The 13,282-nt window shown below is 69.3% G+C and carries 9 protein-coding genes; 3 read left to right on the top strand and 6 right to left on the bottom strand.

Annotated features, from left to right (window positions below):
• Positions 1-73 precede the first annotated feature (73 nt).
• From H0E82_RS06290 to bla, 4 genes are all read right to left on the bottom strand, one after another.
• Positions 74-628: a GNAT family N-acetyltransferase gene (locus H0E82_RS06290; RefSeq protein WP_180544593.1), complete on the bottom strand. Its 555-nt coding sequence runs from the start codon at positions 626-628 to the stop codon at positions 74-76.
• Positions 629-747: 119 nt separating this feature from the next.
• The gene (aspS, locus tag H0E82_RS06285; RefSeq protein WP_180544592.1) at positions 748-2,523 is read right to left on the bottom strand and encodes an aspartate--tRNA ligase; all 1,776 of its coding nucleotides are present in this window, start codon (positions 2,521-2,523) and stop codon (positions 748-750) included.
• A gap of 111 nt (positions 2,524-2,634) precedes the next feature.
• The gene (locus H0E82_RS06280) at positions 2,635-2,979 is read right to left on the bottom strand and encodes an FmdB family zinc ribbon protein (protein ID WP_180544591.1); all 345 of its coding nucleotides are present in this window, start codon (positions 2,977-2,979) and stop codon (positions 2,635-2,637) included.
• 166 nt (positions 2,980-3,145) lie between these two features.
• Positions 3,146-4,015, bottom strand: coding sequence for a class A beta-lactamase (gene bla / locus H0E82_RS06275; RefSeq protein ID WP_180544590.1), 870 nt, complete (start codon positions 4,013-4,015; stop codon positions 3,146-3,148).
• 167 nt (positions 4,016-4,182) lie between these two features.
• Between bla and H0E82_RS06270 the strand changes: the two genes are divergently transcribed.
• Complete coding sequence (locus H0E82_RS06270; RefSeq protein WP_180544589.1) at positions 4,183-5,067, top strand: LysR family transcriptional regulator; 885 nt, start codon at positions 4,183-4,185, stop codon at positions 5,065-5,067.
• A gap of 22 nt (positions 5,068-5,089) precedes the next feature.
• Here H0E82_RS06270 and H0E82_RS06265 read toward each other — a convergent pair whose 3' ends face one another.
• Both H0E82_RS06265 and H0E82_RS06260 read right to left on the bottom strand, forming a co-directional pair.
• Positions 5,090-5,785 carry a hypothetical protein gene (locus H0E82_RS06265; protein ID WP_180544588.1) on the bottom strand — a complete coding sequence of 232 codons (696 nt, stop codon included), beginning with the start codon at positions 5,783-5,785 and terminating at the stop codon, positions 5,090-5,092.
• A 62-nt stretch (positions 5,786-5,847) separates the two neighbouring features.
• A complete protein-coding gene (locus H0E82_RS06260; protein ID WP_180544587.1) occupies positions 5,848-7,713 on the bottom strand; it encodes an ABC-F family ATP-binding cassette domain-containing protein in 1,866 nt (621 codons plus the stop codon).
• 182 nt (positions 7,714-7,895) lie between these two features.
• Between H0E82_RS06260 and H0E82_RS06255 the strand changes: the two genes are divergently transcribed.
• Both H0E82_RS06255 and H0E82_RS06250 read left to right on the top strand, forming a co-directional pair.
• Complete coding sequence (locus H0E82_RS06255; RefSeq protein ID WP_180544586.1) at positions 7,896-10,295, top strand: TonB-dependent receptor plug domain-containing protein; 2,400 nt, start codon at positions 7,896-7,898, stop codon at positions 10,293-10,295.
• Between the two features lie 180 nt (positions 10,296-10,475).
• Positions 10,476-12,878 carry a TonB-dependent receptor plug domain-containing protein gene (locus tag H0E82_RS06250; RefSeq protein ID WP_180544585.1) on the top strand — a complete coding sequence of 801 codons (2,403 nt, stop codon included), beginning with the start codon at positions 10,476-10,478 and terminating at the stop codon, positions 12,876-12,878.
• The last annotated feature ends 404 nt before the right edge of the window (positions 12,879-13,282 follow it).

Raw genomic sequence — 13,282 nt, 5'->3', positions numbered from 1 at the left:
GGCCGCACACCCGTGCGGCCGGCGTTTTCATGCACGACACGCGGCCGACGCGGGACCCGCGCGGCGCCCCGGTTCACGGCTGCGCCGGACGGCGCAGGATGAATTCAAGATCGTTGATCGACCCGACCGGGAAGATGTACTCGCCGACCCTGTCGAAGCCGTGGCGTGCGTAGAAACGCTGCGCGCCGGAATTCTCCGACCACGCGCCGACCCACAGCGTGCGCGGGCCATCCCGCAGCAGCCACGCCATGATCGCGTCCATCATCCGCGTGCCGTTGCCGCCGCCCTGGTAGCCCTGCAGCAGATACAACCGCTTGATCTCGCCGTCGCCCCGCGCCACATCGGCATGCGGTAGCCCGCAGGGGCCGGCCGCGGCGTGGCCGACCGCCTCGCCGGCGTGTTCCAGAAGCCAGACCGCATAGTCCGGATGCGCGAGGATCGTGCGCTGCTTCTCCACCGCGTAGGCATCGGCGAGAAACGCCGCCAGATCCGCCGCCGGATACAGATGGCCGAAGGTCTCGGTGAAGGTGCGCGCGGCCAGCGTCGACAGCGTCTGCGCGTCGTCGACAGTGGCGCGGCGGAGTGTCGCCGTCGTCTTGGACGCAGCGTCAACGGATTGCTCGATCATGCGAGAACCTTCCGACGTGGGGCCCCCCTTGAGTCGAGGGGGGGGCGCGGCGACAGCCGCGGGGGATCTGGAGCACTGCGCCGGGGCCCGCGATTCCGCTCAGCGGAATTGTGGGGGACTCACTGCGCAGCAGACGAGGCCCGCGGACGCACCTGGATATGCACTTCCGCCAGCTGCGCGTCCGCGATCGGCGACGGCGCATCGGTCATCAGGCACTGCGCGCCCGTGGTTTTCGGGAACGCGATGACGTCGCGGATCGACTCCGTGCCCGCCATCAGCGCGGCGATGCGGTCGATGCCGAACGCGATGCCGCCGTGCGGCGGCGCGCCGTACTTCAGCGCGTCGAGCAGGAAGCCGAACTTCGCCTGCGCCTCTTCGGCGCCGATGCCGAGCAGTTCGAACACCGCCGACTGCATCGACGCGCGGTGGATACGGATCGAACCGCCGCCGATCTCGTTGCCGTTGAGCACCATGTCGTAGCCGCGCGATACCGCCGTCGCGGCGTTCGCGCGCAGGTCGGACTGGTCGTCGACCGACGGCGCGGTGAAGGGGTGATGCAGCGCGACGTAGCGCTGCGCCTCGTCGTCCCATTCGAACATCGGAAAATCCGTAACCCACAGCGGCGCCCAACCGTCGGCAACAAGATTGAAATCCTTGCCGGCCTTCAGGCGCACCGCGCCCATGAAATCGCTGACGGTCGAATACTTGCCGGCGCCGAAGAACACGAGGTCGCCATTGCCGGCGCCGACGTGCGACACCAGACCCGCGAACGCGGCCTCGTCGAAGAACTTCTGGATCGGCGACGACACCTCGCCGGTCTCCGAAATCTTGATGTAGGCCAGGCCCTTCGCGCCGTACTTGCCGGCATGCGCGGCGTACTCGTCGATCTGCTTGCGCGAGAGCGACGCGCCACCCGGAATGCGCAGCGCGCAGACGCGGCCGTCGGCCTCATTGGCCGGCCCGGTGAACACCGCGAACTGGCTGTCCTTGACCAGATCGGCCACGTCCACCAGTTCCAGCGCGATGCGCAGGTCAGGCTTGTCCGAGCCGTAGCGACGCATCGCCTCGGCGTAGGTCATCCGCGGGAACTCGGCGGCGAGCTCGACGCCGGCGACATCGCGGAACACGTCGCGGATCATCGCCTCGACGAGATCCTGCACGTCACGCTCCGAGACCCAGGCGAACTCCATGTCGAGCTGGGTGAATTCCAGCTGGCGATCGGCGCGCAATGCCTCGTCGCGGAAGCAGCGCGCGATCTGGTAGTAGCGGTCGAAGCCCGCCATCATCAGGATCTGCTTGAACAGCTGCGGTGACTGCGGCAGTGCGTAGAACTCGCCCGGATGCATGCGCGCCGGCACCAGGAAGTCGCGCGCGCCTTCCGGCGTCGCCTTGGTCAGGATCGGCGTCTCGATGTCCTGGAAGCCCTTGTCGTCCAGCCAGTGGCGCAGCGCGCTGACCAGCTTGGTGCGCGTGCGCATCTTGCGCTGCATGTCGGGGCTGCGCAGGTCGAGATAGCGGTACTTCAGGCGCGTCTCTTCGCCCGGGTTCTCGTGATGGTGGAACGGCAGCGGCTCGGCCTTGTTCAACACCTCGATCTGCGTGGCAACGATCTCGACCTGGCCGGTGCGGATCTTCGCGTTGACCGAATGCCGCGCACGCACCGTGCCGGTGATGCGCAGGCAATCCTCGTAGCCCACCTGCTCGGCCGTCGCGACGACGGCGGCATTGCCGTCCGCGTCCGACGCTTCCGCGACCACCTGCACGATGCCTTCGTGGTCGCGCAGGTCGATGAAGCAGACGCCGCCGAGGTCGCGGGCGACGTCGGCCCAGCCGCACAGGGTGACGGTCTGGCCGATCAGCGATTCATCGATCAGGCCGCAGAAATGGGTACGCATGGGAACTCCGGACACGAAAGCGCGGGCGCACGGGCCGCCGTGACGACGGCCGTGCTGGATGCAAGCCCGCTAGTTTAAAGCGTCGCCGCCGCGGACGCGGCGGCAGGCGCGTCAGTCCGCCGAGGCGGGCTTCGCAGCCGGCTTGGCGGCCGGCTTGGATTCGCTGGCCGCAGGCTTGGACTCGGCCTTGGCCGCAGGCGCATCGGCCGCAGGCTTATCACCGCCGGACTTGGCGCCGTCGCCGCTCTCGACTAGGTTGCGCTTCTTGTCGCCGTCCTTCTTGAAGTCGGTCTCGTACCAGCCGCTGCCGGCGAGGCGGAACGAGGGCGCGGTGAGTTGCCGCTTGACCGCCGACGCGCCGCACTCCGGGCAGGTCTCGGGATCAGGATCGGACATCTTCTGCAGACGGTCGAAACTGTGGCCGCATTCGGCGCACTGGAAGGCATAGATCGGCATGGCGGGGCGCTGGCTGGAGTTGCTGGGAATGACGGACGCCCGCGATGCGGACGCCCCGGACGGGTTCAATCCGGCCGGGGCGCGATTGTGCGGGATTTTCCGTGGCCACGGTTTTTCGCGTGCCCCGAGCGGCCGAACACCGCGCCGACCGGGCGCGCCGGCGCCGTCAAGCGGTGGACAGATGCACCGCTGCCAGCTCGGTCGCGCGGCGAAGCACCGCGTCGCGCCCGGCCGCGTCCAGCGGCGACTCACGCAAATAGAGCGTCAGCAACCAGGGCTCGCCGCCCGCCAGGGGCCAGAGCACTGCGATGTCGTTGCTGACGCCCTGCATGCCGCCGGTCTTGTCGCCGACCCGCCAGCCCGCTGGCATGGCGGCCCGGATGCGGGCGTCACCGGTGCGGTTCTCGATCAACCAGTCGGCCAGTTGCAGGCGCGACGGCCGCGACAGGGTGTCCTCGACCACGAACCGCCGGAGGTTGTCGGCCATGGCCTGCGGGGTGGTGGTGCTGCCGCCCTCCATGATGCGGCGCGGATCGGTCTTCAGGTCGCCGTGTCGGCGCAGGAAAGCCTGGAAGCCCGTTTCACCGCCCACCAGCGGCAAGAGCAGGTTTACTGCCGGGTTGTCGCTCCACACCATGCCGCCGCGGCAGAGGTCGCGTACGGTCATGTCCTTGCCTATATGACGTCCGCTGACGGGCGCGCCGGACCGGACGTCCTGTGCACGCACGGCGATGCGGTCATCGAGCGAGAGCGCCCCGGCATCGGCCTGCGCCAGGATCGCTGCGCTCAGCGCGAACTTGATCGTGCTGGCCGTGGGGAAGGCCTCGTCGGCGCGATGGCCCGTGACCTGGCCGCGCACCGAGTGCACCAGGCACATGCCGAGCCGACCGCCACTCGCGGCCTCCAGCGCTGCGGGATCCGCCGCCGCCTGCAGTGTGGCGGCGGCCGCGTCGTCGGCCCTGGCCAGCAGCGGCGCCGCGGCAGCGAGCAGCGCCATACCGCCGGCGGTTTTCAGGAAGGCGCGTCGTGGGTGCATCGCGATATCTCCGTGGGATTGGCGTTCGAGTCTGGAAGCGGCCCGGAACATCCACCAGCACGTTTATTCGGTGCCTGCCCACAGCAAACCTCATGGCTGGGGCGCCTTCTAGGGAAAACACTGCGGCCACATGCGAGGATCCATCGATTCCGCTCATCACGACGCATATGTCCCGACCGCCCCTGCCGCTTAACGCGCTGCGCGCCTTCGAGGCTGCGGCCCGCCACCAGAACCTCACCCGCGCGGCACTAGAACTACATGTCAGCCAGGCGGCGCTGAGCCATCAGATCCGCAAGCTGGAGGCGAGCCTGGGCATCCGCCTGTTCCATCGGCTGCCGCGGGGCGTCGCCCTGAGCGATGAAGCGGTCGCGCTGTATCCGGTGCTCAACGACGCTTTCGACCAGATTGCCGCAGCGCTCAACCGTGCCTGCTCGACGGCGCCAAGCGAGGTCGTCACGCTGGGCGCGGTGGGCACGTTCGTCAACGGCTGGCTGCTGCCTCGCCTGGCCGGATTCGAGGCGGCGCATCCCGGCGTCGACCTGCGCCTGTCCACCCACAACAACCGCATCGACCTGGCCAGCGAGGGGCTGGATGCCGCCATCCGCTTCGGCCACGGCGATTGGCAGGGCCTGGACTGCACGCCGATCGCCGACACCCGGTTCGCACCGGTCTGCGCACCCTCCGTCGCGCATCGTCTGCGTACGCCGCAGGATCTGATTGCGCTGCCATTGCTGCGGTCCTACCGCGAGGACGAATGGCCACGCTGGTTCGCGGCCGCACGCGTCGACGGCATCGAGGCGCGCGGGGCGGTATTCGATTCGTCGCTGGCGCTCGCCGGCGCCGCCGCTGCAGGTGCTGGCATTGCCCTGCTGCCCCTGGCGATGTTCGAGCGCGACCTGCGCGAAGGCCGTCTGCTGCAGCCATTCGACATCGGCATCGACCTGGGCCGCTACTGGTTAACCCGACTTCGCTCGCGACCGGAGCGCGAGCCGGTGAAGCAGTTGCGCCTGTGGCTGCAGGCGCAGAACGCGCTGACGCCAGTCGCGCCCTGAGGGCGCGCGACTGGCGCGGCGGTCAGTAGCCCCAGGGTGTCGGCGGCGCGGCGACGGTTTTGGTCAGGTCGAACTCGACCTGGAACTTGCGGCCGCCCGGACGGGCCAGTTCATAGACGAAGCGCTGGCGGGGCTCGATCTCCATCGCCCAGGTATTGGTGACCGACGCGGCGAGGCCTTCGCGCTCGAACATCGCGATCGACTCGGCATCGACCGGGAATTCCTGGCGCTGCGCGGTGCCCGCGTCGCGGGTGTCGCCGCCGTACATGGTCACCGGGTCGTCGCTGCCGTCCGGCAGGCGGTGGTCGTGCTTCAGGCGCAGGCCTCTCTCGGTGCGCGTGAGGATCCAGGTGCGCGAGTGGTCGTCGCCGACATGGAAGGGAATGCGCAGCTCGGCTTCCTTCTCGCTGCAGCCGCGCACGTGCATCACCAGGTCCTTGCCTTCGAACGGGTCCGGCGCGGCGTCGGGCGCCGGGGCCGGCTCGTTGGCGAGGATGCGTCCGGCGAACGCCTCCCCGCAGTGGCGCGCGAGCGCGGCGAGGAATTCGTCGGCCGGCACACGTTCGCGCGCGGCATCGGCCGCGGCGGCTGCAGCAGCGGCATCGGCCGTGGGATTGGCCGGCGCGGGGCGCGCGGAGTCGGCGGGTTCGTCGGCGCCGCACGCGGCGAGCGCGAGCGTGACGGCGAGCAGTGTCGGACGGAGCAGGGTCGGTTTCATCGCTCCACCCTACCCGCCCGCGCGCCGCAGCGGCAACCCGGGTCACCCCGGATGCACGCCGCTCAGGCCGCGTCGTAGAGCGAGAGCAGCTCGCCTTCGGCGGTTTCCAGCGCTGCGCGCAGGCTCGCCTGCTGCTGTCCGAGCGTCGCCGCCCGGGCGGCGTCGGCGTAGGTCGACGGGTCGGCCAGCGCGCGCTCGATGTCCGCCAGCGCCTGCTCCAGTTCGGCCACCCGGGCCTCGGCCTTCTGCAGTTTGTGGGGATTGGCCTTCGCCCGGCCCTTCGCCGGGACGGGGGCCGCCGCGGCGACGGCCGGCTGCGCGGGCGGCGTGCGCAGTTCGCCTGAATTGCCCCGCGCACGCAGCCACGCGGCGTATTCGTCGAGGTCGCCGTCGAAGGGAATCACCACGCCGTCGGAGACCCGCCAGAACGTATCGCTGACCAGGCCGATCAGATGCCGGTCGTGCGAGACCAGCACGATCGCGCCGGGGAAGTCGCTCAACGCTTCGGCCAGCGCTTCGCGCATCTCGAGATCGAGATGGTTGGTCGGCTCGTCGAGCAGCAGCACGTTGGGCTGCAGCCATGCGATCAGGGCGAGGGCCAGACGGGCGCGCTCGCCGCCCGAGAAGCCGTCGATGCTCTCGAAGGCGCGGTCGCCGGGGAAGCTCCACTTGCCGAGGAAGTTGCGGAAGTCCTGGACGGCCACGTTCGGCGACAGTTCGCGCAGGTGATCGATCGGCGAGGTGCCGGCCACCAGCGATTCCACCGTGTGCTGGGCGAAGTAGCCGATGCGCAGGTCCGGGTGGGCGTAACGCTCGCCGGCCAGCAGCGGGAGCTCACCGACCAGGGTCTTGACCAGGGTGGACTTGCCGGCGCCGTTGGGGCCGAGCAGGCCGATGCGATCGCCCGCCTCCAGGCCGAAGCCCACGGCGTCGAGAATCACCACCTGCCCGTCGGCGGCCGGATAGCCGCAGGTGCCGTGATTGATCCGCAGCAGCGCGTGCGGCAGCTTCACCGGCGCCGGGAAGTCGATCCGCACCTCGCGCTCGGCGCGCACCGCTTCGGTGTCGGCCATCTTGGCCAGGCGCTTGACCCGCGACTGCGCCTGCTTGGCCTTGGCCGCGCTGGCCTTGAAGCGGTCGATGAACTTCTGCAGGTGCGCGCGTTCGGCCTGGGTCTTCTCGTGGGTGATCTGCTGCAGGCGCAGCTGCTCGGAGCGCTGGCGCTCGAACGAGGTGTAGTCGCCGGTGTAGAGCTTGGCCTTGCCGCCGTGCAGGTGCAGCGTGTGGGTGCAGACGTTGTCGAGGAACTCGCGGTCGTGCGAGATCAGCAGCAGCGTGCCCGGATACTTCAGCAGCCATTGCTCGAGCCACAGCACCGCGTCGAGATCGAGATGGTTGGTGGGCTCGTCGAGCAGCAGCATGTCGCTGGGCGTCATCAGCGCACGCGCCAGGTTCAGGCGCACGCGCCAGCCGCCGGAGAACGTCGCGACCGCACGCTGGTGGGTCTCGGCCGGAAACCCGAGTCCGTGCAGCAGCTTGCCGGCGCGCGCGCCGGCGTCGTAGGCGCCGACCTCGGCCATGCGCAGGTGCACGTCGGCGACCGCTTCCCAGTCCTCGGCGGCCAGCGCATCGGCTTCGGCCTTGAGCACCGCGGCCACCACGGCGTCGCCGCCGAGCACGAAATCCAGCGCCGGGTCCGGGAGCGAGGGCATCTCCTGGGCGATGCTGGCCAGGCGTAGCCGGTTGGGCAGGTCGAGATCGCCCTTGTCGGCCTCCACCTCGCCGCGCACGGCCGCGAACAGGGAGGACTTGCCGGTGCCGTTGCGGCCGACCACGCCCACGCGCCAGCCGGCATGCATGGTCAGGTCGACTTCGGACAGGAGCAGGCGTTCGCCGCGCCGCAGGGCGAAATTCTTGAAAGCGATCATCCGGCGATTCTACCGGAGCGCGCGGCACCGCCCGGGACCGGGCGCCTTCCCTCCGTCCGTCGACGCCGTACAGTCCACCCGCCGGATTGGATACCGATGAAACCTTTGCCGGGTTGTTACGGGCGTGTTAAAGCCGAAGTGCAGTCGCCCGCATCGCTCTCCTGCCCACAAAGGACCGCCGCATGACCCGACACCCGTTGCACCTCGCCCTGCTCGCCATCCTGGCCACCGCGCCCGCCCTCGCCCAGGACGCGCCCGCCGCACAGGGCCCGAGAACGCTCGACACGCTGATCGTCACCGGTACCCGCGTGGCCGATCGCACCGTGGCCGAGTCGCAATCGCCGATCGACATCCTCACGCCCGAAGCGCTCACCGCGACCGGCACACCCGAGCTGGCCACGGCGCTGTCGCGCGCGCTGCCGTCGCTGAACTTCCCGCGCCCGGCGATCAACGACGGCACCGACGCCGTGCGCCCGGCGCAGATCCGCGGCCTGTCGCCGGATCACGTGCTCGTACTGGTCAACGGCAAGCGCTATCACTCCGGCGCGCTGGTCAACGTCAACGGCTCGCAGGGGCGCAGCTCGTCCCCGGTCGACCTCAACACGATTCCGATCTCGGCGATCGAACGCGTCGAGGTGCTGCGCGACGGCGCCTCGGCCCAGTACGGCTCGGACGCCATCGCCGGCGTCATCAACATCGTGCTCAAGGGGCGCGCCGGCACCGGCGGAGTGTCCGGGCGCTACGGCCAGTACAGCGCCGGCGACGGCGCGCAGTACCAGCTGCTGGCCGATGCCGGTTTCGGGCTCGGCGCCGACGGCTTCGTGCATCTGTCCGCGCAGGGCGCGCACCAGGACCAGACCAACCGCGCGCGGCCGTTCATCGGCACACCGACGGCGACCTCGGCGCCGCTCGGCCGGGTGGTCCAGCGCCAGGGCGATCCCGAAGTCGACCACGGCTCGGTGACGTTCAACGCCGAATTGCCGGTGACCGAATACCTGCAGGTCTACGGCACCGGCCTCTACACCAGGCGCGATTCGCTCTCGAACGGCTTTTTCCGACCGGCAGGCGATCCACGCAACATTCCGGCCATCTATCCCGACGGTTTCCTGCCCCAGATCAACAACGTCACCACCGATCATCACGTCACCGCGGGGCTCAAGGCCACCACCGCGGGCGGCACGTCCGTCGATTTCAGCTACACCACCGGTGCCAGCGAAATGACGTTCGACATCCTCAACACGCTCAACCGCAGCCTCGGGCCGACGTCGCCGACCCAGTTCTACGCGGGGGCGCTGGACGTGCGCCAGCACGTGCTCAACCTGGATTTCGGGCGTTCGCTCGAATGGGGCCTCGACTATCCGGTGACCTGGTCCTACGGCGCGGAATGGCGCGGTGACCGCTTCATCCAGTCACCGGGCGAGCCGCTGTCGTATGCGAACGGCGGCGTCGTGGCCCCCGGCCAGACCACGCCGCTACCTGGCGCGCAGGTGTTCTCCGGCTTCCGTCCGGGCGATGGCGGCGACTTCGACCGCAACGCGCTGTCGTTCTACACCGGCCTGGAAGCCGACCTCACCGACCGGCTGTCGCTCGGCGTGGCGGGCCGTTACGAAGACTTCAGCGATTTCGGCGACACGAGCAACTTCAAGCTGTCGGCGCGCTACGCCTTCACGGATGCGTTCGCGATGCGCGCCACGGCCTCCACCGGCTTCCGCGCGCCCTCCCTGCAGCAACAGTATTTCCAGTCGACCGCGACCAACTTCATCGCGACGCCCCAGGGCACTCTGCCGTTCGACATCGTCACGTTCCGCGTGACCAACCCCGCGGCGATCGCCCTCGGCGCCGAGCCGCTCCGCGCGGAGGAATCCACCAACTACAGCCTCGGTGTCGTGCTGCAGCCGGCCGAGGGCCTGTACGTCACCGTGGACGCCTACCAGATCGAGGTCGACGACCGCATCTCGCTGTCGGCCAACCTGACCTCGGCCGCGGTGCGCAACTACCTGCAGTCCAACGGCTTCGCCGGCGTCGGCGGTGGACGCTACTTCACCAATGCGATCGACACCACCACCCGCGGCGTCGATCTGGTGGGCACCTATGCCTGGATGCTCGAGAACAGCCGGCTCGACCTCACCCTCGGCTACAACTACAACAAGACCACCATCGACCGGGTGGCGGACAACCCCGCCACCCTGAGCGCGATCGATCCGGCCGCAGTGCGGTTCGACCGGGTCGAACGCGGGCGCTTCGAAGTCGGGGCGCCGCGCGACAAGCTGCTGCTGGGGGGGACCTGGAACGTCGGTGCGGTGGAAGCCACGGTCAATGCCACCCGCTACGGGGAGTTCACCGTCCGCGGCAGCACGGCGGCGCTGGACCAGACCTTCGATGCGGCGTGGACGCTGGATCTCGCATTCGCGTATTCGCTCGACCGCTGGACCTTCACCGTGGGGGGCGACAACGTGCTCGACCAGTATCCCGACGAGGTGCTGTTCGCCAACTCCACCGGCGGCCAGCTGCCATGGAGCGGCAGCTCCCCGTTCGGGTTCAACGGCGCATTCGTCTACGGCAACGTCGCCTACCGCTGGTAGACCCGGGCATCCCGCGCGGCCCCGACGCCCCGGTCCACCCACCGGGGCGTCGTCGTGTCCCGGGCCGCTCCTATCGTTCCACAATGAGAACGATCGTATATCGTTTTTATGATCATTGACGATTTCAGGACAACGCGCTCCAATCCGCGGCCTACGTCTCCAACAACAGGTCGCCCCCCGATGCTCCGTTCCCACCCCCTCAGCCTCGCCGTCGTCGCGGCGCTGGTCGTTCCGACCGCCACCTTCGCCCAGCCGGTCCCCGGCGATGCGCAGGCGCGCACGTCCACCCTCGACACCCTGATCGTCACCGGTACGCGCGTCGCGGACCGCACCGTGGCGGAGTCGCAGTCGCCGATCGACATCATCACGTCCGAGGCGCTGACCGCCACCGGCACCACCGAACTGGCCACCGCGCTCGCGCGCGCCCTGCCCTCGCTGAACTTTCCGCGTCCGGCCCTGACCGACGGCACCTCGGCGATCCGCCCGGCCCAGTTGCGCGGGCTCGCGCCCGACCAGGTGCTGGTGCTGGTCAACGGCAAGCGCCGCCATACGTCCTCGCTGCTCAACCTCAACGGCACGATCGGCCGCGGTTCGGCGCCCGTGGACCTCAACACCATTCCGGTCTCGGCGATCGAACGCGTCGAAGTGCTGCGTGACGGCGCTTCGGCGCAATACGGCTCCGATGCCATCGCGGGCGTAGTCAACGTGGTGCTCAAGGGCGCGTCGCAGGGCGGCAGCCTGTCGCTGAGTGCGGGCCAGTATTCGGCCGGCGACGGCAAGCAGGCCCAGATCGCGGGCGACACCGGGCTGTCGCTCGGCGACGACCGCGGCTTCCTGCACCTGTCGGCGCAGCTCGGCCAGCAGGCGGAGACCAACCGCGCGCGTCCATTCGCCGGCACCCCCGGCCCCACCCAGCCCGCGCTCGGCCAGAAGGCCTTCGTGATCGGCGAGCCGGAGGTCGACTTCGGCGCCGTCGGCTTCAACACCGACTTCGCCCTGACCGAGCGCCTGCGTGTCTACGGCTTCGGCACCGCGAGCAATCGCGACATCACCTCGTTCGCGTTCTTCCGCGCTCCGAACAACGCCACGCAGAACATCCGCAGCCTCTATCCCGACGGCTTCCTGCCGGAAATCAACAACATCTCCAAGGACCGCTCGCTGGTCGCCGGCATCAAGGGCTTCGCCGGCGACTGGAACTGGGACCTGAGCTACAACTACGGCTACAACCACCTCGAGTTCTATACGCGCAACACGCTCAACGCGAGCCTGGGCGCAAGCTCCCCGACCTCGTTCTACGACGGCGCGCTGGAGACGACGCAGAACATCGTCAACCTCGACATCAGCCGTCCGCTGGAACTGGGCCTGGCGTATCCGGCCACGCTGTCGTTCGGCGTGGAGGCGCGCAACGAGAAGTGGAACCAGTCGCCGGGCGAGTTCGGCTCCTACGCCAATGCAGGCCTCGGCGTGCCCGGCGCGGCGGCCGGCGCGCAGGGCTTCGCCGGCTTCGCGCCCGGCGTCGCCGGCGCGTACGACCGCGACAGCCATGCGGTCTACGCCAGCCTGGAGGCGGACCTCACCGAGACGTTCTCGGCCGGCGCCGCCGCACGTTACGAGGACTACGACGATTTCGGCAGCCAGGTCTCGGGCAAGCTCTCGGCACGTTACGCGTTCAACGATGCGGTCGCGCTGCGCGGCACGGTGTCGAGCGGGTTCCGCGCACCGTCGCTGGCGCAGCAGTATTTCCAGACCGTCAGCACGACGTTCCTGCCCGGCATCACCGCGCCGTTCGAGATCCGCACGTTCCCCGCCAGCAGCCCGGTCGCGCAGGCGTTCGGCGCCGAGGCGCTGAGGCCCGAGGAATCGCTGTCCTACAGCCTGGGCCTGGTGCTGCAGCCGGCCGACGCGCTCTACATCACCGTCGACGCCTACCAGATCGATGTCGACGACCGCATCGCGCTGTCGTCCAACCTCACCGGTGACGCCGTGCGTCGCCTGCTCGAATCGCAGGGCATCTTCGGCATCACCGGCGGCCGTTACTTCACCAACGCCATCGACACCCGCACCCGCGGCATCGACGTCGTCGGCAGCTACCGCTGGGAGCTCGCCGCCAGCAGCGTGGACCTGACCGCCGGCTACAACCACACCAGGACCGAGATCACCCGCATCGCGCCGAACCCCGCCGCCCTGATCCAGAACGGGCTCAACCTCGAACGCATCGATCGCGTCGAGGTCGGCCGCATCGAGGACGGCTTCCCGCGCAACAAGCTGCTGCTGTCGGGCACCTGGAACGTGGACGACTGGGCCTTCGCGCTCGGGACCACGCGTTACGGCAGCGTGCGCACGACGCCCAACAATGCCGCGCTCGACCAGGAATACGGGGCGAAGTGGCTGGTGGATGTCTCGGCGACGTTCAAGCCCGGCGACCACTGGGCGCTGACGCTGGGCGCGGACAACGTGCTCAACGAATATCCGGACGAGAACATCTTCGGCAACTCCACCAACGGCCAGTTCCCCTACAGCAATCTCTCGCCGTTCGGCTTCGGCGGTGCGTTCGCCTACGCGAAGGTCGCCTACACCTGGTGACCGGTCGCGTTCGCGCGAGCGACGATGCCCCGGTTCGCCGGGGCATCGCCGTTCCGGGCATCGGCACGTGCGCGCGCCCGGGTCTGCGTTGACCGCGCGCGTTCCGACGCGTCGGCGTCCACGTGCGTGGCGGCCGCACAGACCGGTCAGGACCTCGACGCGGCCCGACCTTTGCGTCTGACCGGGGTCGATCCGCCTGCCACGTGGGATCCCTTCTTCAGGCGATGGTCACCGCGTGTCGAGGCGACCAGGCGGACGTGCGCGCCAGCGCCCGCTCAACGCGCCGTTCGAAGGCATTTCGATCGAACCGCCCGGCCGCGCGATGCCGGTGCATCCAAGGCGTTTTCAGCGGTGAAGCGCAGCATTCGACAACGAACGCGCACATCCGCGCTTGCCGGTGTCGT

Origin of the sequence: Luteimonas deserti (genome assembly GCF_013425765.1) — a bacterium.
Lineage (GTDB): Bacteria > Pseudomonadota > Gammaproteobacteria > Xanthomonadales > Xanthomonadaceae > Luteimonas > Luteimonas deserti.
This window is presented reverse-complemented; position numbering and strand designations above follow the sequence as displayed.

Coding starts and splice junctions, on each gene's coding strand:
- H0E82_RS06270 (WP_180544589.1), top strand. CDS start 4,183: ATGTCCCGACCGCCCCTGCCGCTTAACGCGCTGCGCGCCTTCGAGGCT.
- bla (WP_180544590.1), bottom strand. CDS start 4,015: ATGCACCCACGACGCGCCTTCCTGAAAACCGCCGGCGGTATGGCGCTG.
- H0E82_RS06250 (WP_180544585.1), top strand. CDS start 10,476: ATGCTCCGTTCCCACCCCCTCAGCCTCGCCGTCGTCGCGGCGCTGGTC.
- aspS (WP_180544592.1), bottom strand. CDS start 2,523: ATGCGTACCCATTTCTGCGGCCTGATCGATGAATCGCTGATCGGCCAG.
- H0E82_RS06290 (WP_180544593.1), bottom strand. CDS start 628: ATGATCGAGCAATCCGTTGACGCTGCGTCCAAGACGACGGCGACACTC.
- H0E82_RS06265 (WP_180544588.1), bottom strand. CDS start 5,785: ATGAAACCGACCCTGCTCCGTCCGACACTGCTCGCCGTCACGCTCGCG.
- H0E82_RS06280 (WP_180544591.1), bottom strand. CDS start 2,979: ATGCCGATCTATGCCTTCCAGTGCGCCGAATGCGGCCACAGTTTCGAC.
- H0E82_RS06255 (WP_180544586.1), top strand. CDS start 7,896: ATGACCCGACACCCGTTGCACCTCGCCCTGCTCGCCATCCTGGCCACC.
- H0E82_RS06260 (WP_180544587.1), bottom strand. CDS start 7,713: ATGATCGCTTTCAAGAATTTCGCCCTGCGGCGCGGCGAACGCCTGCTC.